General features: G+C 69.2%; 19 protein-coding genes. 9 read left to right on the plus strand and 10 right to left on the minus strand.

Annotation, left to right across the window (positions count from 1 at the left end; genetic code table 11):
- Nucleotides 1-14: 14 nt before the first annotated feature.
- From PotMrB4_RS10600 to PotMrB4_RS10610, 3 genes are read right to left on the minus strand one after another with little or no spacing between them, the layout of a single operon-like run.
- The gene (locus tag PotMrB4_RS10600) at nt 15-878 is read right to left on the minus strand and encodes a pirin family protein (RefSeq protein WP_172433211.1); all 864 of its coding nucleotides are present in this window, start codon (nt 876-878) and stop codon (nt 15-17) included.
- Nucleotides 879-933: 55 nt separating this feature from the next.
- Nucleotides 934-1353, minus strand: coding sequence for an OsmC family protein (locus PotMrB4_RS10605; RefSeq protein ID WP_074969475.1), 420 nt, complete (start codon nt 1351-1353; stop codon nt 934-936).
- A gap of 22 nt (nt 1354-1375) precedes the next feature.
- The gene (locus tag PotMrB4_RS10610) at nt 1376-2335 is read right to left on the minus strand and encodes a substrate-binding periplasmic protein (protein ID WP_172433212.1); all 960 of its coding nucleotides are present in this window, start codon (nt 2333-2335) and stop codon (nt 1376-1378) included.
- 102 nt (nt 2336-2437) lie between these two features.
- Here PotMrB4_RS10610 and PotMrB4_RS10615 point away from each other — a divergent pair, with 102 nt between their 5' ends.
- Nucleotides 2438-3481 carry an amidohydrolase family protein gene (locus PotMrB4_RS10615; protein WP_172435071.1) on the plus strand — a complete coding sequence of 348 codons (1044 nt, stop codon included), beginning with the start codon at nt 2438-2440 and terminating at the stop codon, nt 3479-3481.
- 37 nt (nt 3482-3518) lie between these two features.
- Here the strand turns inward: PotMrB4_RS10615 and PotMrB4_RS10620 are convergent, their stop codons facing one another.
- Entirely contained in the window at nt 3519-4859 is a 1341-nt protein-coding gene (locus PotMrB4_RS10620; RefSeq protein WP_172433213.1) for a TldD/PmbA family protein, read from the minus strand.
- The gene (locus tag PotMrB4_RS10625) at nt 4859-6289 is read right to left on the minus strand and encodes a TldD/PmbA family protein (protein WP_172433214.1); all 1431 of its coding nucleotides are present in this window, start codon (nt 6287-6289) and stop codon (nt 4859-4861) included. The genes PotMrB4_RS10620 and PotMrB4_RS10625 overlap by 1 nt, the downstream gene beginning before the upstream one ends.
- Nucleotides 6290-6526: 237 nt before the next feature.
- Here PotMrB4_RS10625 and PotMrB4_RS10630 point away from each other — a divergent pair, with 237 nt between their 5' ends.
- The 4 genes from PotMrB4_RS10630 to PotMrB4_RS10645 are packed head-to-tail and all read left to right on the plus strand — an operon-like array spanning nt 6527 to nt 15531.
- The gene (locus tag PotMrB4_RS10630; RefSeq protein WP_172433215.1) at nt 6527-7807 is read left to right on the plus strand and encodes an MdtA/MuxA family multidrug efflux RND transporter periplasmic adaptor subunit; all 1281 of its coding nucleotides are present in this window, start codon (nt 6527-6529) and stop codon (nt 7805-7807) included.
- Nucleotides 7804-10899 carry an MdtB/MuxB family multidrug efflux RND transporter permease subunit gene (locus PotMrB4_RS10635; protein WP_172433216.1) on the plus strand — a complete coding sequence of 1032 codons (3096 nt, stop codon included), beginning with the start codon at nt 7804-7806 and terminating at the stop codon, nt 10897-10899. Before PotMrB4_RS10630 ends, PotMrB4_RS10635 begins: the two co-directional genes overlap by 4 nt.
- 37 nt (nt 10900-10936) lie before the next feature.
- Nucleotides 10937-14044: an efflux RND transporter permease subunit gene (locus PotMrB4_RS10640; protein WP_172433217.1), complete on the plus strand. Its 3108-nt coding sequence runs from the start codon at nt 10937-10939 to the stop codon at nt 14042-14044.
- Nucleotides 14041-15531 carry an efflux transporter outer membrane subunit gene (locus PotMrB4_RS10645; RefSeq protein ID WP_172433218.1) on the plus strand — a complete coding sequence of 497 codons (1491 nt, stop codon included), beginning with the start codon at nt 14041-14043 and terminating at the stop codon, nt 15529-15531. Before PotMrB4_RS10640 ends, PotMrB4_RS10645 begins: the two co-directional genes overlap by 4 nt.
- A gap of 249 nt (nt 15532-15780) precedes the next feature.
- Here PotMrB4_RS10645 and PotMrB4_RS10650 read toward each other — a convergent pair whose 3' ends face one another.
- From PotMrB4_RS10650 to PotMrB4_RS10660, 3 genes are all read right to left on the minus strand, one after another.
- A complete protein-coding gene (locus tag PotMrB4_RS10650) occupies nt 15781-16782 on the minus strand; it encodes a DctP family TRAP transporter solute-binding subunit (RefSeq protein ID WP_052807561.1) in 1002 nt (333 codons plus the stop codon).
- 229 nt (nt 16783-17011) lie between these two features.
- The gene (locus PotMrB4_RS10655; protein WP_172435072.1) at nt 17012-18361 is read right to left on the minus strand and encodes a heavy metal sensor histidine kinase; all 1350 of its coding nucleotides are present in this window, start codon (nt 18359-18361) and stop codon (nt 17012-17014) included.
- On the minus strand, nt 18358-19038 hold the full coding sequence (locus PotMrB4_RS10660; protein WP_044404171.1) for a heavy metal response regulator transcription factor: 681 nt from the start codon (nt 19036-19038) through the stop codon (nt 18358-18360). Before PotMrB4_RS10660 ends, PotMrB4_RS10655 begins: the two co-directional genes overlap by 4 nt.
- Nucleotides 19039-19180: 142 nt before the next feature.
- Between PotMrB4_RS10660 and copI the strand changes: the two genes are divergently transcribed.
- The 4 genes from copI (at nt 19181) to queF (ending at nt 23029) form a co-directional block, all read left to right on the plus strand.
- Nucleotides 19181-19747 carry a copper-resistant cuproprotein CopI gene (copI, locus tag PotMrB4_RS10665; RefSeq protein ID WP_232060819.1) on the plus strand — a complete coding sequence of 189 codons (567 nt, stop codon included), beginning with the start codon at nt 19181-19183 and terminating at the stop codon, nt 19745-19747.
- Nucleotides 19747-21426, plus strand: a complete 1680-nt coding sequence (locus PotMrB4_RS10670) for a copper resistance system multicopper oxidase (RefSeq protein ID WP_172433220.1) — start codon at nt 19747-19749, stop codon at nt 21424-21426. The genes copI and PotMrB4_RS10670 overlap by 1 nt, the downstream gene beginning before the upstream one ends.
- A complete protein-coding gene (locus tag PotMrB4_RS10675; RefSeq protein ID WP_172433221.1) occupies nt 21413-22114 on the plus strand; it encodes a copper resistance protein B in 702 nt (233 codons plus the stop codon). The genes PotMrB4_RS10670 and PotMrB4_RS10675 overlap by 14 nt, the downstream gene beginning before the upstream one ends.
- A gap of 84 nt (nt 22115-22198) precedes the next feature.
- Nucleotides 22199-23029 carry an NADPH-dependent 7-cyano-7-deazaguanine reductase QueF gene (gene queF, locus PotMrB4_RS10680; RefSeq protein ID WP_172433222.1) on the plus strand — a complete coding sequence of 277 codons (831 nt, stop codon included), beginning with the start codon at nt 22199-22201 and terminating at the stop codon, nt 23027-23029.
- An 81-nt stretch (nt 23030-23110) separates the two neighbouring features.
- Here the strand turns inward: queF and PotMrB4_RS10685 are convergent, their stop codons facing one another.
- Both PotMrB4_RS10685 and PotMrB4_RS10690 read right to left on the minus strand, forming a co-directional pair.
- A complete protein-coding gene (locus PotMrB4_RS10685) occupies nt 23111-23371 on the minus strand; it encodes a DUF4404 family protein (RefSeq protein WP_142010559.1) in 261 nt (86 codons plus the stop codon).
- Between the two features lie 128 nt (nt 23372-23499).
- Nucleotides 23500-24240, minus strand: a complete 741-nt coding sequence (locus tag PotMrB4_RS10690; RefSeq protein WP_172433223.1) for an HAD family phosphatase — start codon at nt 24238-24240, stop codon at nt 23500-23502.
- Between the last annotated feature and the right edge of the window lie 17 nt (nt 24241-24257).

Consider the following 24257-nt stretch of genomic DNA (forward strand, 5'->3'; position numbering starts at 1 on the left):
CGGCGTTCGCCGGCCTAACGCGGCAGTTCGATCCGCTCCTGTTCCCCCGGCACCACCGGCCAGTCGGCTGCTGCCCAGCGCTGGCGGGCCGCGTCGATCAGGGCCGGGTCGCTGGCGACGAAGTTCCAGTTCATCCGCCTCGGGCCGTCCAGGGGGGCGCCGCCGATCATCACCAGGTGCGCTTCGCTGCAGGCGCTGAGGCTGAAGGTCTCGCCCTCGGGGAGCACGGTGAGGCTGTGGCGTTCCAGGGGCTGGTCGTCGAGCAGGGCTTCGCCGTCCAGCAGGTAGAGGGCGCGCTGCGGGTGTTCGTCGGGCAGCAGCAGGGTGGCGCCGGTCTGCAGGCGCAGCTCGGCGTAGAGGGTGGGGCTGGTGACCGGCACGGGGGATTCCAGGCAGAAGCCGTGGCCGGCGATGAGGCGGATGCTCACCCCCAGGCTGTCCTGCTGCGGCAGGCTGGTGGCGGGGTGGTGGCTGTAGCGGGGGGCGCCTTGCTCCTGCTCGCGGGGCAGGGCGAGCCACACCTGCAGGCCGTGCAGGCGCGAGCCGCTGGCGAGCAGCTCGGCCGGGGTGCGCTCGACATGGGCGACGCCGGCGCCGGCGGTCATCCAGCTGACGTCGCCGGGGCCCACGCGTTGGTCGGAGCCGAGGCTGTCCTTGTGCTGCAGCGTGCCCTCGAACAGGTAGGTGAGGGTGGAGAGGCCGATGTGCGGATGCTGGCGCACGTTCATGCCCTGCCCAGGGGCGAAGGCGGTGGCGAGCATATGGTCGAAGAACACGAAGGGGCCGACGCTGCGGCACTGGGCCGAGGGGATCGGCCGGAGGATGGGCAGCCCCGCCACGTCTTCGGGGCGGGGGTGGATCACGAGGGGGCTGGTCATGGGCGGCTCCGGCGGGCTGAGCGGCAAGCATAGCGCCGCGCCGGAGCCGGTGGCGTCACTGGCTGAAGTTGCCTTCGGCCAGGCGCGTTTCGATCTTCACCTCGGTGGTGGTCATCAGCTTGTGGATCGGGCACTTGTCGGCGATGCGCAGCAGGGTGGCGCGCTGCTCGTCGGTGAGGGCGCCGCGCAGGGTCAGCTTCACGCTCACGCCGTAGTGGCCCTCCTTCTCGCGGCTGCTGTCGTGGACCACTTCTACGCCCACGCCGGTCAGCGGGATGTCGTGCTGGCGGGCGTAGTAGGTGACGGTCAGCGCCTTGCAGGCGCCGAGGGCGGTGTCGAAGTAGTCATGGGGTTCGGGCGCGCTGCCGTCGCCGCCCAGGGTCTTGGGCATGTCGGTGAACAGCTCGTGGGTTTCGTCGACGCGGATGGCGTGGCGGTAGCCGTCGGCGGATTCGGTGGTGACGGTGATGGTCATCGGCAGTCCTCGGGTCGTGGGTTCATGGGGCTCCCGGCGTGTGCACGGGGGCCGTGGTGTTTGGAGCCTGCAAGCGGGCCGGGTGTTCCCGGGATTTTCCATCCGCCATGGCGTTGCGGGCGCTGGCCGGGCGCGCCAGCGGGTCGTACCAGAGCTCCGCGCGGCCGAGGGGCGCCGTGTCGGGCAGGTCGGGGTTCTGCAGTTCGATCACCCGGCGCTGGTCCAGGCGGGCGCGGCGGATGCTCTCGCCGTGGCGGCGCTGGAACAGCCTTTCGAAGCTGCCATCGGCAATGGCCCGCTCCAGCCCGCGCTCGAGGGCAGCCGTGAGGTCGGGGCGCGCCTTCGAGGTGAAGAAATAGAGGGCGGTGGGGTAGTGCAGCACCAGGTGCTCGTCGACGACAAGGTCGAGCCCCTGCTCGCGGGCCCGCTGCTCCTCGTCCCAGGCCACCACCACCTCGCGCGGGAACAGCTCGAAACGCTTGGCCTGGAGCATGCGGAACAGGCCTTCGTAGCTCGGCGAGGTGAGCACGGTCAGGCCGTTGGCACGCAGGATGGCGGTGTCGGGCCAGTCATGGCGCTGGCCGATGCGCAGCGCCTTGAGGTCGTCCAGGCTGTTGATGCTGGCCAGGCGCTGGGCCTGGTCTGCCCGTACCAGCGGGACGCGCCAGCCGATCAGGCCCTTGTAGATGGGGATGCGGATGGGCGCGAGCACCGCTTCGCGCTCCCGCGTGGTCATGGCCCACATCACCTGGAAGTTGCCGTCGTTCTGCTCCAGGGAGTACTGGGCGCGGGACTGCGGCACCGGTTCGAGGCTGGGTTCCAGGCGGTAGTCGCCGCCGCTGTGGTCCAGGGCCAGCCGCAGCAGCTCGACCACGTACGCCTCCGGGTCGGCACCGTGGGAATGCATCGGGTAGACCAGGCGCTCGGCAGCGCCGACGGTGCAGGCAACACAGGCGAGAAGCAGCGGGAGGCAGCGTTTCATGGCGAAGGCTCTCGTGGCAGCTGGGCAAGCATAATCCGTAAATCCGGTCAGATCATTCTCTGAACCCGGCAAGCGAAGCGCGGGTCTACCTCGGCAAGCACCCTGGAGGACCTTGCCTTGCCCCTGACCCGAACCTGCCTGGCCACACTGCTGGCGTTCTGCGCGCTGGCGGCGCAGGCGCGTGACTACCACTACAGCGACGCGCACCTGCATTACGTGGACTTCTTCCAGGAAAGCGACGGCATGCGCCCGCTGCTTGAGGCCATGGACAAGGGCGCCATCGACCACGTGATGATTGCCGGCGTGCCGGTGGCCAAGAAGTGGCACGAGGACGAGCCCAAGCGCCCGCGCTACTACGCTGGCGACGATGCCGGCGCCTACTGGTACAGCGCCACCGACGTGCTGGTGGCCGATGCGGTGAAGCGCCTGCCGGAGGCGCAACGCGGGCGCTTCCACCCCTTCCTCAGCGGCTTCAACCCCAACGACAAGAACGCCGATGCCCACATCCGCCGGATGCTGGAGCTGGACCCGGGGCTGTGGCAGGGGATCGGCGAGGTGTTCACCCGCCACGACGACCTCACCGCCCTGATCGACGGCGACACGCCACGGGCCAACAACGAGGCCATGGCCCGCGTCTACCACCTGGCCGCCGAATACGACCTGCCGGTGATGCTGCACTCCAACATCACCTCCAAGCGCGAGCGCAACCCGCTGTACCTGGCGGAGCTGGAAGAGCCGCTGCGCAACCACCCCCACGTGCGCTTCATCTGGGCTCACGCCGGCACCAGCAAGGAGATCCACCGCCACCAGACGAAGCTGGACTTCCTCCTGCCGACCCTGGAGCGCCTGCTGGAGAGCTACCCGAACCTCTATGTCGACCTGTCCTGGACGGTGCTGCAGCCCTACCTGCTGGACCGGGACGGCCGCGCCGACCCGCAGTGGGTGGCGCTGGTGAAGCGCTACCCCGAGCGCTTCATGCTCGGCTCCGACGTGGTCGGCCGCTTCGACGGCCTGGGCGAGTACCTGAGCGCCTACGACCCCTTCCTTGATGCCTTGCCCGAGGCGGTGGCGCGCCAGGTGGCACGGGACAACTTCCTCGCCGTGCTGCCGCGCCACGTGCGCCCGGCCAAGGGCGCGGCCGACTGAGCCGGCCCGGCCCAGGGCGCCTGGGCCGGGCGGGGGCTCACAGGGTGAGCTGCAGGTGCTTGACCAGGGCGCCGGGGAGCAGGGAGGAGAGGGTCTGGCGTTCGCCGTAGGTGCTGGCGGAGAGGCGCAGCTGGCGTTCGGCGGTGAGGGCTTCGAGCTGCTCGCCGAAGAGGTCGAAGAGGCTGTCGTCGAAGCGCATGGTGCTGACCGGCGCCTGGATGTGGCCGTCCTCCACCCAGAAGGTGGCGAAGCGGGTCATGCCGGTGATGCGGGCGGCGGGCAGGTCGGACCAGTTGAGGTACCAGAGGTTGCCGATGTAGAGGCCGGTGCCGAGGGCGGCGAGGGCGTCCGCCTCGGGCAGGGTGCCGGCGTCCATCACCAGGGCCTGGGGGCTCTCGTCGCCGCTGGCGCCGTTGCCGGCCAAGCCGTATTCCCGGGCGCTGCGCGAACCCACCAGGCGACCGGTGAGGCGCCCTTGTTCGATGAGGGTGACATCGCTGCGCGGCGAGCCTTCGGCGGTGAAGGCCGGGGACAGGGCGCCGGCCACCTGCTCGTGCAGGCCCAGCAGCGGGCTGAAGCGGGCGCCGTCGCCGTCGAGGCGTTGCAGCGGGCTTTCCTTGGTCGCCAGGGCGCGGGCGGAGAAGCCGCCCCAGCAGAGCATGCCGGTGATCTCCTCCAGCGCCGCCGGGGCGATGTAGGCGCGGTAACCGCCGGGTGCCAGCACGCGCAGCGGCTTGCCCAGGTGCTCCAGCTGGGCGCGGGCGGCGGCGAAGCGGCGGAGGAATTCCTCGTCGTTCCAGCCCTGGCCGGCGTAGTCGGCCTTCACCGCCTGGCCGTTGGCGTGGAACAGGCTGAAGTCGAAGTTGAAGCAGTGGGCGCTGTGCCAGCCGAAGGCGCCCCAGCTGTTGGCGAAGCCCCGGTAGAGCGGGCCGGCGGCGTAGATGCCGACCAGGTCCAGGCCTTCGGCGGCGGCGCTGATGCAGGGCAGCACAGCGGCCGGGTCGGGCAGCGGCTGGGTGTCGACGTGGCGCCGCTGCCAGGGCGTGCGGTCGGGCATCAGGTAGGGATCGGGCGGCAACTGGCCGATCACCGCGCGCAGGCGTTCGAGGCCGTCGGCCAGGCGCTGGCGGTCTTCGTCCGGCTGGCCGGAGAGGGTGACGGCCATCTGCGCCTGGCGCTCGGCGGCGATCAGCTGCAGGGTGGCCCCGGCCTGGGACACGTGGCCGGCCTGGCGCACCCGGGCGTGGTTGAAGCGGATGAAGTCGGAGGCCTCGGCGCTGTACCACAGGGTGAAGTCCTCGCCGGGGCGCATGGCCTGGCGCAGGGCGTCGGCGAGGGCGGCGAAGCCGGCTTCGCGGGCGTCGATCTGGATGCTCATCAGGCGGCACCTCCGAATACGTCGACCTGGCTGAATACGCAGGCGGGGGAGGCATGGCCCACCCGCACCACCTGGTTGGGCTCGCCCTTGCCGCAGAAGGGCGTGCCGAGCACTTCGAAGGTGCTGGCATCGCCCACCGCCGCGAGGCTGCGCCAGAAACTGGCTGAGATGCCCCGGTAGTTGGGGTTCTTCACCACGCCCTTGAGCTCGCCGTTCTCGATGAGCTGGCCCCATTCGCAGCCGAACTGGAACTTGTTGCGCGCGTCGTCGATGGACCAGGAGCGGTTGGTGGTCATCAGGATGCCGCGCTCGATGCCGCCGATCAGCTGCTCCAGGCGCTGGTCGCCGGGCTCGATGTTGAGGTTGGCCATGCGGTCGATGGGCGCGCGGTTCCAGCTGCAGGCGCGGCTGTTGGCGACGCCCGGCAGGCCGCTGCGTTGCTGCGAGAGGGCGCCGCCGAGGGGGCGCAGGAGCAGGCCCTTCTCGATCAGCAGGGTCTTCCGGGCGGCGCTGCCGTCGTCGTCGTGGCCGTAGCTGGCCAGTTCCTCGGGGATGCCCGGGTCGAAGCTGACGTTGAGCAGCGCCGAGCCGTACTGGTAGTGGCCGAAGTCTTCCTGGCGGATGAAGCTGGTGCCGGCGTAGTTGCGCTCGTCGCCGAGGATGCGGTCCAGCTCCAGCGGGTGGCCGATGGATTCGTGGATCTGCAGCATCATCTGCTCAGGCATCAGCAGCAGGTCGCGCGGACCTTCCGGGGTGTTGGGCGCCAGCAGCAGCTGCAGCGCCTCGTCGGCCACGCGCGGGGCCGCGCCGCGCAGCCCCAGGCGCCGGATGACCTCGGCGCCGCCCTGCTGGCCGCCGTGGTAGCCGCCGAAGCTGCGGGTCTGGCTGTCGTGGCCGTCGAAGGCGGTGACGCTGGCGCCGGGGTAGACGAATTGCAGCTCCTGCCAGTGCTCGGCGCCGGCGCTGTTGAGGTAGAGCTGCTCGTGGCGGTCGACGCTGAGCAGCAGGGTCCAGTTGACCAGGCGCGGGTCGGCGGGCACCGCGGCGGATTCCTCGCGCAGCAGTTCGATGCGCTCGGCGATGCCGAGCAGCGGCTGGTCGAGGCCGGGGGAGCGGTAGTCGGCGCGGCCCAGGGGCGGCGCGACGCGGGCGTCGACCAGGTTGTACGGGGTGATCAGCCGGGCGCGCGCTTCGGCCAGGTCGAGGGCGCGCTGCAGGCCGGCGGTGCTGAGGTCGCTGGTGGCGGCATAGGCTTCGACGCCGCCGATGCGCACGCTGAGCATGGCGCCCAGGTCGCTGGAGAAGAACGGCGGCTCGGCGACGTTGCGCCGTACCTGGCAGTGCTCACCGCTCTGGCGGACGATGCGCAGGGCGTGGAAATCGGCGCGGCTGCGCAGGGTGGAGAACTGCTGCTTGAGTCGTTCGAACACGGGGCACTCCCAGGAAGCGGAAAAGCAAGCGCGCATGGTCGCGCGGTACGCGCGGATGGACAAGAACGGGGGCGGAAAGGTGTTGTGACAGTTGCGCAGCGGGCCGCCAAGGGCCGCCACCGCTCAAGGCCGCGCCCTCGTAGGGGTAAGGAATGGGTAAATAGGCGGTAAAGAGGCTTTGCCTGGCCACGCCGAGTGCTTATCGTTCACGCTCTCGCACGAACCGACCGCAGAATCATGCCCTCGATCCAAGACCCGCACGCTCGTCCCGCCCGGCGCTGGCCGCTCATCCTCGTCTGTCTGTTCGCCCTGGTGGCGCTGATCTGGTGGCTGTGGCCCGCCGCCTCCGGCCACAAGGCCGAGGAGCCCCGCACCCGTCCGGGAGCGGCCGGCATGGCGCGCCCGGGCTTCGGCCCGTTCAGCGGCCCGGTGCCGGTGCGCGTGGCCGCCGCCACCCAGGGTGACTTCCCCGTCTACTACAAGGCCCTCGGCACGGTCACCGCGCTGAACACAGTGAACGTCAAGGCCCGCGTCAGCGGCGAGGTGGTCAAGCTGGCCTTCGAGGAAGGGCAGCAGGTCAAGGCCGGCGACCTGCTGGCGGTGATCGACCCGCGCCCCTACCAGGTCGCCCTGCAGCAGGCCGAAGGCACGCTCTTGCAGAGCCAGGCGCAGCTGAAGAACGCCGAGATCGACCTGGCCCGCTACCGTGGCCTGTACGCCGAGGACAGCATCGCCAAGCAGACCCTGGACACCCAGGAAGCGCTGGTGGGCCAGTACAAGGGTACGGTCAAGGCCAACCAGGCCGCCGTCGCCGAGGCCAAGCTGAACCTCAGCTTCACCCAGGTGCGCGCGCCGGTGGCCGGCCGCGTCGGCCTGCGCCAGGTGGACCTGGGCAACCAGGTCGGCACCGGCGACACCACGCCGCTGGTGGTGATCACCCAGAACCGCCCCATCAGCGTCACCTTCACCCTGCCGGAGAACCAGTTGCCCGGCGTGGTCAGCCGCTTCCGCAGCGGCCAGGCGATGCCGGTGGAGGCCTGGGACCGGGGCGACACCCTGAAGCAGGCCGAGGGCGTGCTGCAGAGCCTGGACAACCAGATCGACACCACCACCGGCACGCTGAAGTTCAAGGCGCGCTTCGCCAACGACAGCGAGACCCTGTTCCCCAACCAGTTCGTCAACGTGCGCCTGCTGGCCGACACCCTGGCCCAGGCCGTGCTGGTGCCCTCGGCTGCGGTGCAGTTCGGCAGCCAGGGCACCTTCGCCTACGTGCTGGACGGCGAGAAGAAGGTGCGGGTGCAGAAGCTCGAAACCGGCCCCAGCGACGGTGAGCGCACGGTGATCCGCAGTGGCCTCAAGGCCGGCGAGCGGGTGGTGCTGGAAGGCACCGACCGCCTGCGCGACGGCAGCGACGTGGAAGTGGTGCACGACAGCGATGCCGTGCCGGCCGCGCCGAGCGAGCAATTGCAGGGCGCCGACAAGAGCGAGCAGGGCGGCAAGGCTGAACAAGGCGTATGAACATCTCCCGCCTGTTCATCCTGCGGCCGGTCGCCACCACGCTGAGCATGCTGGCGATCCTGCTGGCCGGCCTGATCGCCTACCGCCTGCTGCCGGTGTCGGCTCTGCCGGAGGTGGACTACCCGACCATCCGCGTGATGACGCTCTACCCGGGTGCCAGCCCGGACGTGATGACCAGCGCCGTGACCGCGCCGCTGGAGCGCCAGTTCGGGCAGATGCCGGGGCTGGACCAGATGTCCTCCACCAGCTCCGGCGGCGCCTCGGTGATCACCCTGCGCTTCAACCTGGACGTGCAGCTGGACGTGGCCGAGCAGGAAGTGCAGGCGGCCATCAACGCCGCCACCAACCTGCTGCCCAATGACCTGCCGGCGCCGCCGGTCTACAACAAGGTCAACCCCGCCGACACCCCGGTGCTGACCGTGGCGGTGATGTCGCGCACCTTGCCGCTGCCGCAGCTGCACACCCTGGTGGACACGCGCATGGCACAGAAGCTGTCGCAGATCAGTGGCGTCGGCATGGTCAGCATCGCCGGTGGCCAGCGCCAGGCGGTGCGCATCAAGGTCAACCCGGAGGCGCTCGCGGCCAACGGCCTGAACCTCTCCAGCGTGCGTGCGCTGATCACCGCGTCCAACGTCAACCAGCCCAAGGGCAACTTCGACGGCCCCACCCGCACCTCCATGCTGGATGCCAACGACCAGCTGAAGTCGGCGGACGAGTACGCCAACCTGATCCTCGCCTACAAGAACGGTGCGGCGCTGCGCCTGAAGGACGTGGCCACCATCGTCGAAGGCGCCGAGAACGAGCGCCTGGCCGCCTGGGCCAACCAGAACCAGGCGGTGCTGCTGAACATCCAGCGCCAGCCCGGCGCCAACGTCATTGAGGTGGTGGACCGCATCCAGGAGTTGCTGCCGAAGATGACCGCCAACCTGCCGGCGGGCCTGGACGTGATGGTGCTGACCGACCGCACCCAGACCATCCGCGCCTCGGTGCGCGACGTGCAGCATGAGCTGATGCTGGCCATCGCCCTGGTGGTGATGGTGACCTTCCTGTTCCTGCGCCGCTTCAGCGCCACGCTGATCCCCTCCATCGCCGTGCCGCTGTCCCTGGTGGGCACCTTCGGGGTGATGTACCTGGCCGGCTTCTCGGTGAACAACCTGACGCTGATGGCCCTGACCATCGCCACCGGCTTCGTGGTGGACGACGCCATCGTCATGCTGGAGAACATCGCCCGCCACCTGGAGGAGGGCGCCACGCCGCTGGAGGCCGCGCTCAAGGGCGCCCGGCAGATCGGCTTCACGCTGATCTCCCTGACCTTCTCGCTGATCGCGGTGCTGATCCCGCTGCTGTTCATGGCCGACGTGGTGGGACGGCTGTTCCGCGAGTTCGCCATCACCCTGGCGGTGGCCATCCTGATCTCCCTGGTGGTGTCGCTGACCCTGACGCCGATGATGTGCGCGCGGCTGCTCAAGCCCGAGCCGGAGGAGAAGGAGCAGGGCCGTTTCTACCGCGCCAGCGGCGCCTTCATCGACGGCATGATCGAGCGCTATTCCCATGGCCTGCGCTGGGTGCTGCGCCACCAGGTGCTGACCCTGCTGGTGGCCCTCGGCACCCTGGCGCTGACCGTGGTGCTGTACCTGGCGGTGCCCAAGGGCTTCTTCCCGGTGCAGGACACCGGCGTCATCCAGGGCATCACCGAGGCGCCGCAGTCGGTGTCGTTCCGCGCCATGGGCGAGCGCCAGCAGCAGGCGGCCGAGGTGATCCTCAAGGACCCGGCGGTGGCCAGCCTGACCTCCTACATCGGCGTCGACGGCGACAACGTCACCCTCAACAGCGGGCGCATGCTGATCAACCTCAAGCCCCACGGCGAGCGCGACGTCACCGCCAGCGAAGTGATCCAGCGCCTGCAGCCGCAGCTGGAGCGCCTGGTGGGCATCCGCCTGTACCTGCAGCCGGTGCAGGACCTGACCATCGAGGACCGGGTCAGCCGTACCCAGTTCCAGTTCAGCATGGAGTCCCCGGACGCCGAGCTGCTGCGCGAGTGGACCGGCAAGCTGGTGGACGCCTTGCGCCAGCAGCCGGAGCTGTCCGACGTGGCCAGCGACCTGCAGGACAAGGGCCTGCAGGTGTACCTGGACATCGACCGCGACATGGCTGGGCGCCTGGGTGTGGAGGTCTCGGCCATCACCGACGCGCTCTACGACGCCTTCGGCCAGCGGCAGATCTCCACCATCTTCACCCAGGCCAGCCAGTACCGCGTGGTGCTGGAGTCTGCCACCGGTGATCGCATCGGGCCCAAGGCCCTGGAGCAGCTGCGGGTGGCCGGCACCGACGGCGTGCAGGTACCGCTCGCGGCCCTGGCGCGCATCCAGGAGCGACAGTCGTCCCTGGTGGTGAACCACATCAGCCAGTTCCCGGCGGTGAACCTCTCCTTCAACCTGGCGCCGGGCGTGGCCCTGGGCGAGGCGGTGCAGGTGATCGAACGGGTGCAGCAGGAAATCGGCCTGCCGGAAGGCATCCAGACCCGCTTCCAGGGTGCGGCGGCGGCCTTCGAGGCGTCGCTGTCGAGCACCCTGCTGCTGATCCTGGCGGCGGTGGTGACCATGTACATCGTCCTCGGCGTGCTCTACGAGAGCTACATCCACCCGATCACCATCCTTTCCACGCTGCCCTCGGCCGGGGTCGGCGCCCTGGCGGCGCTGCTGCTGTCGGGCAATGACCTGGGGCTGATCGCCATCATCGGCATCATCCTGCTGATCGGCATCGTCAAGAAGAACGCGATCATGATGATCGACTTCGCCCTGGAGGCCGAGCGCCACCAGGGCATGGCGCCGGAGGAGGCCATCTACCAGGCGGCGCTGCTGCGCTTCCGGCCGATCCTGATGACCACCCTGGCCGCGCTGTTCGGCGCCGTGCCGCTGATGCTCGCCAGCGGCTCCGGCGCGGAGCTGCGCCAGCCCCTGGGCCTGGTGATGGTGGGCGGCCTGCTGGTGAGCCAGGTGCTGACGTTGTTCACCACGCCGGTCATCTACCTGTTCTTCGACCGCCTCTCGCGGCGCTTCACCGGCCGCAGTGCGGCAGGGGTGGCGGCATGATGCGCCACGTGCCGGCTGCCCCGGCCGGAGCGGCGTTGTGAACCTGTCCGCTCCCTTCATCCGCCGGCCGGTGGCGACCCTGCTGCTGAGCCTGGCGATCATGCTGCTGGGCGGGGTGAGCTTCGGCCTGTTGCCCGTCTCGCCGTTGCCGCAGATGGACTTCCCGGTGATCACCGTGCAGGCCAGCCTGCCCGGTGCCAGCCCGGAGATCATGGCCTCCAGCGTCACCACGCCGCTGGAGCGCTCCCTGGGCACGCTTTCGGGCATCACCCAGATGACCAGCCGCACCAGCCAGGGCTCGACGCGGATCATCATCCAGTTCGACCTGGACCGGGACATCAACGGCGCCGCCCGCGACGTGCAGGCGGCCATAAACGCCTCGCGCAACCTGCTGCCCAGCGGCATGCGCAGCATGCCCACCTACAAGAAGGTCAACCCCTCCCAGGCGCCGATCATGGTGCTGTCGCTGACCTCCGACGTGCTGGAGAAGGGCCAGCTGTACGACCTGGCCTCGACCATCCTGGCGCAGAGCCTGTCCCAGGTTAAGGGCGTGGGCGAGGTGCAGATCGGCGGCAGTTCGCTGCCGGCGGTGCGGGTGGAGCTGGAGCCGCAGTTGCTCAACCAGTACGGCATCGCCCTGGATGACGTGCGCAAGACCATCGCCGCCGCCAACCAGCGCCGCCCCAAGGGCGCGGTGGAAGACGCCGAGCGCCACTGGCAGGTGGGCGCCAGCGACCAGCTGGAGAAGGCCGCCGACTATGCGCCGCTGATCCTCCGCTACCAGGACGGCGCGGCCCTGCGCCTGGGCGATGTGGCCAAGGTGCGCGACGCCGTGGAGGACCGTTACAACAGCGGCTTCTTCAATGACCAGGACGCGGTGCTGCTGGTGATCAACCGCCAGGCCGGCGCCAACATCATCGAGACCATCGAAAGCATCAAAGCGCAGTTGCCGAGTCTGCAGGCGGTGCTGCCGGCCAGCGTCAAGCTGAACCTGGCGATGGACCGCTCACCGGTGATCCGCGCGACCCTGCACGAGGCCGAGCGCACCCTGCTGATCGCCGTGGCGCTGGTGATACTGGTGGTCTACCTGTTCCTCGGCAGCCTGCGCGCCTCACTGATCCCGGCGCTGGCGGTGCCGGTGTCACTGGTGGGCACCTTCGCGGTGATGTACCTGTGCGGCTTCTCCCTCAACGTGCTGTCGCTGATGGCGCTGATCCTCGCCGCCGGGCTGGTGGTGGACGACGCCATCGTGGTGCTGGAGAACATCGCCCGGCACATCAACGAGGGCATGCCGCCGTTCAAGGCCGCGCTGCAGGGCACCCGCGAGGTGGGCTTCACCCTGCTGTCGATGAACCTGTCGCTGGTGGTGGTGTTCGTCTCCATCCTGTTCATGGGCGGCATCATCGACCGCATGTTCCGCGAGTTCTCCCTGACCCTGACGGCGGCCATCCTAGTGTCGCTGCTGGTGTCGCTGACGCTCACGCCGATGCTCTGCGCGCGCTGGCTCAAGCCCCACGTGCCGAATGCCGACAGCCGCATGCAACGCTGGAGCGAGGCCATCCACCAGCGCATGACGCGGCTCTATGACGTGAGCCTCGGCTGGGCCCTGCGCCACCCACGCCTGACCCTGGCCAGCCTGCTGGTGACCATCGGCCTCAACGTCGCGCTCTACGTGATCGTGCCCAAGACCTTCCTGCCGCAGCAGGACACCGGCCAGTTGATCGGCTTCATACGGGGTGATGACGGCCTGTCGTTCAGCGTGATGCAGCCGAAGATGGAAACCTTCCGCCGCGCGGTGCTCAAGGACCCGGCGGTGGAGAGCGTGGCCGGTTTCATCGGTGGCAGCGGCGGCATCAACAACGCCTTCATGATCGTGCGGCTGAAGCCGATCAAGGAGCGCCAGCTTTCTGCCCAGAAGGTGATCGAGCGGCTGCGCAAGGAAATGCCCCAGGTGCCCGGCGGCCGGCTGATGCTGATGGCCGACCAGGACATCATGACCGGCGGCTCCCGCGAGCAGCGCAGCTCCCAGTACGAGTACGTGCTGCAGGCCGGCGAGCTGGCCGACCTGCGCACCTGGCTGCCCAAGGTGACCGACGCGTTGAAATCCCTGCCTGAGCTGACCGCCATTGACGCGCGGGAAGGCGAGGGCGCCCAGCAGGTGACCCTGAAGGTGGACCGGGACGCGGCCAAGCGCCTGGGCATCGACATGGCGATGGTCACCACGGTGCTCAACAACGCCTACAGCCAGCGGCAGATCTCCACCATCTACGACACCCTCAACCAGTACCAGGTGGTGATGGAGGTGAACCCGAAGTACGCCCAGGACCCGTCGACCCTGGAGCAGGTACAGGTGATCACCGCCGACGGCCAGCGCGTGCCGCTCTCGGCCATCGCCCGCTACGAGCGCAGCCTGGAGAACGACCGGGTCAACCACGAGGGCCAGTTCGCCTCGGAGAGCATCTCCTTCGACCTGGCGCCGGGGGTGAGCCTGGACCAGGCCACCGTGGCCATCGAACGGGCGGTGGCGGCCATCGGCATGCCCAGCAGCGTGATCGCGCGCCTGGGCGGCACCGCCGACGCCTTCGCCAGCAGCCAGCAGAACCAGCCGTGGATGATCCTCGCTGCGCTGCTGCTGGTGTACCTGGTGCTGGGCATTCTCTACGAGAGCTACATCCACCCGCTGACCATCCTCTCGACGCTGCCGTCGGCGGGGGTGGGCGCGCTGCTGACCATCCAGCTGCTGGGCGGCGAGTTCAGCCTGATCTCGCTGCTGGGGCTGTTCCTGCTCATCGGCATCGTCAAGAAGAACGCCATCCTGATGATCGACCTGGCGCTGCAACTGGAGCGCAACGACGGCCTGTCGCCGGCAGAGTCCATCCACCGCGCCTGCCTGCTGCGCCTGCGGCCGATCCTGATGACCACCCTGGCGGCCATCCTCGGTGCCGTGCCGTTGCTGATCGGCGGCGCCGAGGGCGCGGAGATGCGCCAGCCGCTGGGCGTGACCATCATCGGCGGCCTGGTGCTGAGCCAGATCCTCACCCTCTACACCACCCCCGTGGTCTACCTGTACCTCGACCGCCTGCGCCATCGCTTCAACCGCTGGCGCGGCGTGCGCACCGACGCTTCGCTGGAGACACCGCTATGAACCCCCATGCCCGCCTTCTGTTCCCGGCCCTGGCCCTTGCGGTCGCCCTGGCCGGCTGCGCCGTGGGCCCCGACTACCAGCGCCCGGACGCAGCCAGCGCTGCCCAGTTCAAGCACGTGGAGGGCTGGAAAGCCGCCGCACCAGCCGACACCCTGGCCCGTGGCGCCTGGTGGGAGCTGTACAACGACCCGGTGCTGAACGACCTGCAGCAGCGCCTGGAGCGTTCCAACCAGACCCTCGCCCAGTCCGTCGCCCAGTACCGCCAGGCCCAGGCGCTGGCCCGTGGCGCGAGTGCCTCGTTCTTCCCCTCGGTGAACGCCAACGCCAGCAAGACCCGCTCTGGCCAGGGCGGCGGCAGCAGCACCGTGCGCCTGTCCGACGGCTCCACCGTCAGCAGCGGCGGGGGCAGCGGCGCCATCTCCAACAGCTACAGCGCCACCCTGGGCGTGAGCTGGGAGCTGGACCTGTGGGGCAAGCTGCGCCGCCAGCTGGAGGCGGACGACGCCAGCCTCCAGGCCAGCGCCGCCGACCTGGCGGCCGTGCGTCTCAGCCAGCAGTCGCAGCTGGCGCAGAGCTACCTGCAGTTGCGCGTGCTCGACGCCCAGAAGCGCCTGCTGGACGCCACCGTCGAGGCCTACAAGCGGGCCCTGAAGCTCACCGAGAACCAGTTCCGCGCCGGCATCGTCACCCGTGCCGACGTAGCCCAGGCCACCACCCAGCTGAGAAGCACCGAGGCCCAGGCCATCGACCTGAAATACCAGCGCGCGCAGCTGGAGAACGCCATCGCGGTGCTGATCGGCGAGCCGCCGTCGGCCTTCAGCCTGGCGGAGGTGGAGGGCATCCCCAGCCTGCCGGCGGTTCCGGCCCTGGTGCCGAGCCAGTTGCTGGAGCGCCGCCCCGACGTGGCCTCGGCCGAGCGCAAGGTCATGGCTGCCAACGCGCAGATCGGCGTGGCCAAGGCCGCGTACTACCCGAGCCTCAACCTCACCGCCAGCGGCGGCTACCGCACCAGCAGCCTGCACGACTGGATCACCACGCCCAACCGCTTCTGGTCCATCGGCCCCGAGTTCGCCCTCAACCTGTTCGACGGCGGCCGCATCCGCTCCCAGGTGGAGCAGGCCGAGTCCAGCTATGACCAGACCGTCGCCACCTACCGGCAGACCGTGCTCACCAGCTTCCGCGAGGTGGAGGACTACCTGGTGCAACTGGCCGTGCTGGAAGAGGAGAGCGGGGTGCAGCAGCAGGCGCTGGACGCCGCCCGCGAGGCCCTGCGCCTGGTCAGCAACCAGTACAAGGCCGGCACGCAGGACTACAGCAGCGTGGTCAGCAGCCAGGCCACGGCGCTGTCCAATGAGCGCAGCGTGCTCACCCTCACCGGCAGTCGCCTCACTGCCAGCGTGCAGCTCATCGCCGCCATGGGTGGCGGCTGGGATCGGGCCGGGTTGGAGCAGGTGGATGCGGATGATAAGGACCTGCCGACCCGCTAGGCTTTGTACGACAAGTGCCTGCGCATCGGTGATGCTGCGTTGAAAACGCTCTCAGAATGCTCATTTACAGCACGTAAACTGCGCTTCTTCGAGCGTTTTCGCCTTGCCTGACCTTCGCTCGACGACTTTTCGTACAGAGCCTACGGCCTGCGTGCTGTCTGGTGGGTGACGGGGGCGGATCGAGCGCTGCCGAGGGTTGGGCAGCAGCGGGGGAAGCCCGGCGCGGCGAGCGCCGGCCGGGCGAGGGGATCAGCGGGACTTGCGGTTGACCACCTGGGCGGCTTTGACGATGTCTTCGCCGATGTCGGGGGTGTACTGGTCCCAGACCGGCTTCATGGCGGCACGCCAGGCCGCGCGCTCCTCGGGGGTGAGGGTGATGATCTGGGCCTTGCCGGCTGCCTGGATGCGCTGGCGGTCCGCCTGGTTCTGCTGGGCGGCGGCGTTGTTCACGGCGAAGGTGACCTCGTCGATGATGGCTTCCAGCTCGGTGCGGGTCTGGTGCGGAATGGCGAACCAGAAGCGCGAGTTGCTCACCAGCATGTAGTCCAGGGCGCCGTGGTTGGTCTCGATGATGTAGGGCTGCACGGTGTCGAGGTTCTGGCTGGCGAAGTTCGACCAAGTGTTCTCGGTGCCCTGCACCTGGCCACCCTTGAGCGCGTCGAAGGTCTGGGCGAAGGGCATGGGCACGGCCTTGGCGCCGATCTGGGCGAACTGCGACTCCAGCACGTTGGATGCCTGGATGCGGAAGGCCAGGCCCTTGGCATCCGCCGGGGTGTGCAGCGGGCGGTTGGCGGAAAGCTGCTTCATGCCGTTGTGCCAGAAAGCCAGGCCGATGATGTTCTTGTCCTCCATGGCGCGCAGCAGCTGGCGGCCCTTGGCACGCTTCTGGAAGCGGTTGACCGCGTCCTGGTCATCGAACAGGAACGGCAGGTCGAACAGCTGCAGCTGCTTGGTGTACTGGTCGAACTTGGCCAGGGAGGGGGCGAGCATGTCCACCTTGCCGTCCTGCAGGGCCTGCAGCTCGTCGGCATCGCCGAAAAGCGTGGAGTTGGGGTAGACCTCGACCTTCACCAGGCCGGGCAGGCGTTTCTCCACCAACTGCTTGAACAGCAAGGCGCCCTGGCCCTTCGGGGTGTCGTCGGCGACGACATGGGAGAAGCGGATGGTGATGGGGCCGGTTTCCGCCGCGAGGGCGTGGCCGCTGGCGAGGGTAAGCGCGCAGGTCAGGGCAGCGATGTACTTCTTGATCATGGTGTGTGCCTTTTTTGTTCTGGGCAGACAGTAGGTGGCCGCGACATGCGGACAGTGCCGGCTGGACGGTACCGCTCGTGGCAGCACCGACAGGCGCGGTTCTCATGGTATCGCCCCGCCCGGTACATGGCCGGTAGGTGACGGTTCGGCAGGGTGTGGCAGGGCCAGGCAGTCCTTCGCCGACCGGCGATTATCCCAGAGTAGACGCTGCTACGAGGGGTAGCACTGCTCAGTTCTGCGATGCGGTCGTGGTTGTGACGGGGAAGTCCATCTGGAAGCGCGTCCAGCCGTCCGCGCTCACGCAGCGGACTTCGCCGCCGTGGGCGCGGACGATGGAGCGGGTGATGGCCAGGCCGAGCCCGGCATGCTCGGCCTGGCCTTCGCGGCGGGCCGGGTCGGCGCGGAAGAAGCGGTCGAACAGGCGTGGTTGCAGTTCGGCGGGGATGGCCGGGCCCTGGTTGGCCACCTCCAGGCGCAGCGCATGGCCGGCGGGGTGGGCGCTGAGTTCGATGGTGCCGCCGGCCGGGGTGAAGCGCAGGGCGTTGTCCAGCAGGTTGGAGAGGGCGCGGCGCAGCATGGCGCGGTCGCCCTCCAGCTGGCCGCTGCCGGAGCAGGTGAGGCGGATGCCGCCTTCCTCGGCCAGGGGGGCGAAGAACTCGGCCAGTGCCTCCAGCTCGTCGGCCAGTACCAGGGGCTCGCGGCGGGTGGTGAGCAGGCCGTGCTCGGCCTTGGCCAGGAACAGCATGTCGTTGACCATCTGCGCCAGGTGCTGCAGCTCCTCCAGGTTGGAGTGCAGGGCTTCGCGGTAGGTGGCCAGGTCGCGGGGCTGGGCGAGGGTGACCTGGGTCTGGGTCAGCAGGTTGGACAGCGGGGTGCGCAGCTCGTGGGCGATGTCGCCGGAGAAGGCGGAGAGCCGCTGGAAGGCGTCTTCCAGGCGCGCCAGCATGGCGTTGAAGGCGCTCACCAGGTCGCTCAGCTCGGCCGGCACGCTGGCCGGGTCGAGGCGGGTGGTGAGGGAGTGGGCGGAGATGCCGGCGGCCACCTCGGCCATCTGCCGCAGGGGGCGCAGGCCGCTGCGTACGGCCCAGGCACCGAGCAATGCGGTGGCCAGGGCGCTGAGGCCGACGGTGAGCCAGATCAGCCGCTGCATGCGTTCGAGGAAGTGCTGGTGGTGGGTGATGTCCAGCCGCAGGTCCAGGCGCGGGCTGTCGGCTTGGCCGGGGAGCAGTTCGGTGCCGTAGGCGCGCCAGGCGGTCTCGCCGTGCTGGGCGTGGGCGGCAACGGCCTGGCTGTCGAACCACAGCTCGCCCTGGGGGCCGAGGATGCGCAGGGCGAGGTCGGGCTGGCGTTGCAGCTCGGCGTGCAGGTCGTCTTCCCGCGCGGCGAGGGCTTCGGCGCTGCCCACCGGGCCGAGCAGGCTGCGCAGGGCTTCGGCGCGGCTGGCCAGCAACTGGTTGTCCAGTTCGAGGAAGTGCGCTTCGCTGGCCCGGTCGAACAGGGCGCCGGCGATGAGCGAGACGCTGGCGGTGGCTGCGGCGAACAGCAGGCTGAGGCGGGCGCCGAGGGACAGGCGCATCAGGCGTCCCGCGCCTCGAGCACGTAGCCCATGCCGCGCACGGTGTGGATCAGGCGGGTGGGCCAGGCGTCGTCCACCTTGGCCCGCAGGCGGCGGATGGCGACTTCGATGACGTTGGTGTCGCTGTCGAAGTTCATGTCCCAGACCTGGGAGGCGATCAGCGACTTGGGCAGCACTTCGCCCTGGCGCCGCAGCAGCAGCTCCAGCAGGGCGAACTCCTTGGCGGTGAGGTCGATGCGCTGGCCGCCACGCTCCACCCGGCGGCGCAGCAGGTCGAGGCGCAGGTCCGCCAGTTGCAGGCTGGTGTCCTGCTGGCCGGTGGTGCCCCGGCGCAACAGGGTGCGCACCCGCGCCAGCAGTTCGGCGAAGGCGAAGGGCTTGACCAGGTAGTCGTCGGCGCCCAGTTCCAGGCCGCGCACGCGGTCCTCGACGGCATCGCGGGCGGTGAGGAACAGCACGGGCGTCTCCAGGCCGGCTTCGCGCAGGGTGCGCAGCACCTGCCAGCCGTCGCGGCCGGGGAGCATCACGTCGAGGATGATCAGGTCGTGGTCGCCGGTCAGCGCCAGGTGCTGGCCGGCGATGCCGTCGCTGGCCAGGTCGACCAGGAAACCGGCTTCGCCCAGCCCCTGGCGCAGGTACTGTCCGGTCTTGGGTTCGTCTTCGACGATGAGCAGTTTCATGGCGGGCCTGTGTCGTGGGGGTTCCTTTATACCGTGCCGGGCCGGCGCGGTGGTCCTGGCTGACAAAGTTGTAATGTGCCGGTAAGCCAGGCGCCAGTGGCAGGGCGGCAGGATGGGGGCCTGTCCATCAGGAGGCCCTGTCATGAAACGATCCGCCCTTGTTCTCGCCTGCGGCCTGTTCTTCAGCCTGCCCGTGCTGGCCGACGGTGCCGCCACCTTCGCGTTCGGCCACCCGGCCAAGGCGGCCGATGCCGGCCGTACCGTGGAGATCACCCTGGGTGACATGTACTACGAGCCCGCCAGCCTGCAGGTGAAGACCGGCGAGACGGTGCGCTTCGTGCTGAAGAACACCGGCAGCCTGCTCCACGAGTTCAACCTCGGCGATGCGGCCATGCATGCCCGCCACCAGCAGGAAATGCTGAAGATGCAGCAGATGGGGATGCTCACCCCCACCGGCATGAACATGAAGCACGACATGGGCGCCATGGATCACAGCCAGATGGGGCACGACATGGCCGGCATGGACATGGCTGGCATGGATCACGGGGCGATGATGAAGCACGACGACCCCAACAGCGTGCTGGTGGAGCCGGGCAAGACGGCCGAGCTGACCTGGACCTTCACCCAGGCCACCGGGCTGGAGTTCGCCTGCAACATTCCCGGCCACTACCAGGCCGGCATGGTCGGCAAGGTCGAGGTCAAGCCCTGATGCGCGCGCTGATGGGCGCCGGCTTGCTGGCCCTGGCGGCAGACGCCGGGGCCGGCACCTATGAGCTGGTGATCGATGAGGGGCGCGTGGCCTTGAGCGATGGCAGCCGGCCGGCGTTGACCATCAACGGCCAGTCGCCCGCGCCGGAGCTGCGTTTCAAGGAAGGCGAGGAGGTGCAGATCCGCGTGACCAACCGCCTGGACCGCGACACTTCGCTGCACTGGCACGGGCTGATCGTGCCCTACGACCAGGACGGCGTGCCGGGCATCAGCTTCCCGGGCATCAAGCCCGGGCAGACCTTCACCTACCGCTTCCGCGTGCAGCAGTCGGGCACCTACTGGTACCACGCCCACAGTGACTTCCAGGAGCAGGAGGGGCTGTACGGGCCGCTGGTGATCGAACCGCGCGGGCGCGAGCCGTACCGCTACGACCGCGAGTACACGGTGATGCTGTTCGACTGGCAGGACGAAAAGCCCGAGCGCACCCTCGCCAACCTGAAGAAGGACGCCGAGTACTACAACGACCACAAGCGCACCCTGGGGGATTTCTTCACCGATGCCGCCCGCGATGGCGTCTGGGTGACCCTCAAGGATCGCTGGGGCTGGGGCGACATGCGCATGTCGCCGACGGACATCGCCGATGTCAGCGGGTTTCGCTTCCTGGTCAACGGCCGCGACGCGGAGCAGAACTGGACGGCGCTGTTCAAGCCGGGCGAGCGGGTGCGCCTGCGCATCATCAACGCCTCGGGCATGAGCTACTACGACCTGCGCATCCCCGGCCTGCCGATGACGGTGGTGCAGGCGGATGGCAACGACGTGCTGCCGGTGACGGTGGACCAGGTGCGACTGGCGGTGGCCGAGACCTATGACGTGATCGTGCAGCCCCGGGAGGATCGGGCCTATACGCTGTTCGCCGCTTCCATGGACCGCCGTGGCTACGCCCGCGCCACCCTGGCGCCCCGGCCGGGCATGGTGGCCGAGGTGCCGACCCTGGGGCCGCCGCGCCTGCTGAGCATGGCCGACATGGGCATGGATCACGCCATGCCGGGGATGGACCACGGTGCGATGGCGGGCATGGGCGATGCAGAAATGGCCGGGATGGACCATGCCGCCATGGGCCACGGGATGCCGGCCGCCGGTGGCAACCCGGACTACGCGCCGGGCAGCGGCATCGCCCCGGAGCCGGTGGAGGGCGGGCGGGTGCTGGTCTACGGCGATCTCAAGGCGATGCGCCCGGATGCCCGCTACCGCGCGCCGGACCGCACCATCGAGCTGAAGCTCACCGGCAACATGGAGCGCTACTTCTGGTCCTTCGACGGGGTGAAGTACTCCGAGGCCGAGCCCATCCGCCTGCGCTACGGGGAGCGGGTGCGCTTCCGCTTCGTCAACCAGACGATGATGAACCACCCGATGCACCTGCACGGCATGTGGATGCAGCTGGACAAGGGCAACGGCCGGCTCAACCCGCTCAAGCACGTGGTCAACGTGGCGCCTGGCAGCACGCTGGTAGTGGACGTGCCGGCCGATGCCATCGGCCAGTGGGCGTTTCACTGCCACCTGATCTACCACATGGCCAGCGGCATGTTCCGCAAGGTGATCGTCGAGGCGCCCGATGGCAGCAGCCGCTCCCTGGGTGAGGCCATGCAACCGATGGAGGAGGCTGCTCATGCGGGTCATTGAATGGGGGTTGCTGGCGGCATTGGCCAGCCCGTTGTCCTGGGCGATGGAGATGGACGCCATGCCGGTCGGCTACCTGGGGTTCGATCGCCTGGAGCAGCGCTTCCACGGCAACGACACCCAGCTGGCCTGGGCGCTGGAGGGCTGGTACGGCACCGACACCCACAAGCTGGTGCTGAAGAACGAAGGCGCCCGGGATGCCGGTGGGCCGACCACGTCGAGCCACACCGAGCTGCTGTACCGGCGGATGTTCAGCGACTTCTTCGACTGGCAGGCGGGCGTGGCCCATGACGACCAGCCGGGGCCGGCGCGCAGCCATGCGCTGGTGGGGATCAAGGGACTGGCACCGCAGTGGTTCGAGGTGGAGGGCAACCTGCTGGTGAGCGAACGGGGCGATCCGTCGCTGCGCCTGGAGGCGGAATACCAGGTGCTGCTGACCCAGCGGCTGGTGCTGGAGCCCCGGCTGGAATACGACCTGGCCCTGGCGGACGACCGCGACCTGGATCGCGGCGCCGGCAGCGGCACGCTGGAGGCGGGGTTGCGCCTGCACTGGCGGGTGACGCCGGCGTTCTCGCCTTACCTGGGCTATGAGTGGGAGCGCACCCACGGCCGCAGCGGGGACTGGCTCCGCGCAGCCGGCGAGCCGGACGAGGAGGGCGCCTGGGTGCTGGGGCTGCGCTTCTGGCTGTAAGGGGCCGGGCGTGTCGCCGAGGTTTTGCGGCAGGCCCGGGCTGTATACAATTGCGCGGTTTTCTCCCCCGCCAGGTCGCCTCTCATGCAGCATCCCGCCGAACATTCGCCGCTGGGCAAGTCCAGTGAGTACATCAGCACCTACAGCCCGCAGCTGCTGTTCCCCATTTCCCGCGTGGCGAAGTGGAACGAGCTGGGGCTGACGGCGGAGACCCTTCCTTATAAGGGCGTGGATTTCTGGAACTGCTACGAGCTGTCGTGGCTGACCCCGTCGGGCAAGCCGGTGGTGGCCATCGGCGAGTTCGCCATCCCGGCCGATTCGCCGAACATCATCGAGTCGAAGTCCTTCAAGCTGTACCTCAACTCCCTCAACCAGAGCGCCTTTGCCACGGCGGCGGAACTGGTGGCGGTGCTGGAGAAGGACCTGTCGGCCGCTGCAGGGGCCGAGGTGAAGGTGCGCGTGCGCAGCCTGGCGGAGGTGGAGGCCGAGGGTGTGGCCCGCGCCGCCGGGACCTGCATCGATGACCTGGATGTGAGCATTGCCCACTACGACCATCCGCAACCGGAGCTGCTGCGCGCCGATGCCGCCGAGGTGGTGGAGGAGGCGCTGCACAGCCACCTGCTGAAATCCAACTGCCCGGTCACCGGGCAGCCGGACTGGGGCACGCTGGTGGTGCAGTACAAGGGGGCTCGCCTGGATCACGCCAGCTTCCTGGCCTACCTGGTGAGCTTCCGCCAGCATTGCGACTTCCATGAGCAGTGCGTCGAGCGGGTCTTCCTCGACCTGCTTCGCCTGCTCGAGCCCGAGCACCTGACGGTGCAGGCACGCTATGTGCGCCGCGGCGGGCTGGACATCAACCCCTACCGCAGCACGCACCCCATCAGCCCGGACAACGGCCGGCTGGTGCGGCAGTAGCTGATTCCGGGTTGTGCCCGGCGGCAAGCTGAAACGAAGAACCCCGGCACCTGGCCGGGGTTCCTGCATTCGGGGTGGGGGTCAGATGCCCATGCTGACCAGGCTCTGCATGATGTTGCGCAACGTGCCGGCCAGGGTCGGGTGGCTCAGCTCGAAGCGCTCGACGGCCAGGTTGACGCCGTCCACCAGGCTGTCCTCCGGGGTGTGGGCTTCGTTCGCCAGCTTCAGTTCGATGTCGCGGATCAGGCCGTTGAGGTGGGCGCGCTCTTCCGCATCCATCGGGGTGTCTTGGGCCAGTTGGTCGCGCAGTTCGTTCAGTTGCTGCTGCAGGCGTTCGGACATGGTGTTCTCCCTTTTGACATGACTCAGGAGTGGACCGCCGTCTGACGGCAAAAGGTCCCGGTGCCTGTGAGATTAATCCAGGCGGGGCGGCGCTGCCTGATCGTGATCAATGCCGTTACAAAACGGGGTCAGGGCTTCTCGCCCTTCTGCCGGCGGCTCGCCAGGTCGTCGAGGCAGTCGGGCAGCTCGCCGAGGTGGTCGATCACCGAGTGGGCGCCGAGGCGATACAGCTCCAGGGTGGCGCGGGCGCGCCGGGCGTCGCGCTCGTTGGCTGGCAGTGCCTGCCAGTCCCCCAGGGCGTGGCCGCAGAGTCGGCCACTGGCGGCGAGGCCGACGGTCCAGAGCCCGGCGTTGAGGCCGGCCTGGAGCAGGCGGGGTTCGCCGCTGACCAGCACGCAGCCTTCCAGGCGTTCGACGCCGAGGCCGGTGAGGGCGTTCCAGCAGCTGTCCGGGGCTGGCCAGGGGCGCCCGGTGCCGGCCTGGGCCGGTGGGAGCGAGTCGGGCAGCGACTGGGCCAGCACCGTGGTGACGTGTTCGGGCAGTTCGTCCAGCCAGGCTGCGGGGATGTTCTGACTGGCCAGGCGGTCGAGGAGGGCGTCCAGGCCCGGTGCCGGTTCGGCACGCTCGTGGGCGGCCTCGACCAGGGCATCCTGCAGGCGGGCCCGCTCGGCTGGGCGGGGGCGACGCTTCAGCAGCGCTTCCAACTGGTCGGTCGGGGCAAGGGTGGCGACCTCATCCAGCTGCCCGTCGGTGTGGCGCGCAACGGTGCGCTGCAGGGCCAGGGGCAGGGTCCGGGCGCCGAAGTCCACCAGGCAGCCGGTCAGGCCGAGGAGCAGGGCGGTGAAAGGGGGCGGCGGGGTGCTGGGCATGGGCGGGTCATCCTGAC

The sequence above is a fragment of the Metapseudomonas otitidis genome (assembly GCF_011397855.1).
In the GTDB taxonomy this organism is placed as follows: domain Bacteria; phylum Pseudomonadota; class Gammaproteobacteria; order Pseudomonadales; family Pseudomonadaceae; genus Metapseudomonas; species Metapseudomonas otitidis.

Excerpts from the sequence above, each read along its gene's own strand:
- PotMrB4_RS10670 (WP_172433220.1), top strand. The coding sequence starts at position 19,747 with ATGCGCGCGCTGATGGGCGCCGGCTTGCTGGCCCTGGCGGCAGACGCC.
- PotMrB4_RS10685 (WP_142010559.1), bottom strand. The coding sequence starts at position 23,371 with ATGTCCGAACGCCTGCAGCAGCAACTGAACGAACTGCGCGACCAACTG.
- PotMrB4_RS10645 (WP_172433218.1), top strand. The coding sequence starts at position 14,041 with ATGAACCCCCATGCCCGCCTTCTGTTCCCGGCCCTGGCCCTTGCGGTC.
- PotMrB4_RS10690 (WP_172433223.1), bottom strand. The coding sequence starts at position 24,240 with ATGCCCAGCACCCCGCCGCCCCCTTTCACCGCCCTGCTCCTCGGCCTG.
- PotMrB4_RS10635 (WP_172433216.1), top strand. The coding sequence starts at position 7,804 with ATGAACATCTCCCGCCTGTTCATCCTGCGGCCGGTCGCCACCACGCTG.
- copI (WP_232060819.1), top strand. The coding sequence starts at position 19,181 with ATGAAACGATCCGCCCTTGTTCTCGCCTGCGGCCTGTTCTTCAGCCTG.
- PotMrB4_RS10650 (WP_052807561.1), bottom strand. The coding sequence starts at position 16,782 with ATGATCAAGAAGTACATCGCTGCCCTGACCTGCGCGCTTACCCTCGCC.
- PotMrB4_RS10620 (WP_172433213.1), bottom strand. The coding sequence starts at position 4,859 with ATGAGCATCCAGATCGACGCCCGCGAAGCCGGCTTCGCCGCCCTCGCC.
- PotMrB4_RS10675 (WP_172433221.1), top strand. The coding sequence starts at position 21,413 with ATGCGGGTCATTGAATGGGGGTTGCTGGCGGCATTGGCCAGCCCGTTG.
- queF (WP_172433222.1), top strand. The coding sequence starts at position 22,199 with ATGCAGCATCCCGCCGAACATTCGCCGCTGGGCAAGTCCAGTGAGTAC.
- PotMrB4_RS10605 (WP_074969475.1), bottom strand. The coding sequence starts at position 1,353 with ATGACCATCACCGTCACCACCGAATCCGCCGACGGCTACCGCCACGCC.
- PotMrB4_RS10660 (WP_044404171.1), bottom strand. The coding sequence starts at position 19,038 with ATGAAACTGCTCATCGTCGAAGACGAACCCAAGACCGGACAGTACCTG.
- PotMrB4_RS10600 (WP_172433211.1), bottom strand. The coding sequence starts at position 878 with ATGACCAGCCCCCTCGTGATCCACCCCCGCCCCGAAGACGTGGCGGGG.
- PotMrB4_RS10630 (WP_172433215.1), top strand. The coding sequence starts at position 6,527 with ATGCCCTCGATCCAAGACCCGCACGCTCGTCCCGCCCGGCGCTGGCCG.
- PotMrB4_RS10610 (WP_172433212.1), bottom strand. The coding sequence starts at position 2,335 with ATGAAACGCTGCCTCCCGCTGCTTCTCGCCTGTGTTGCCTGCACCGTC.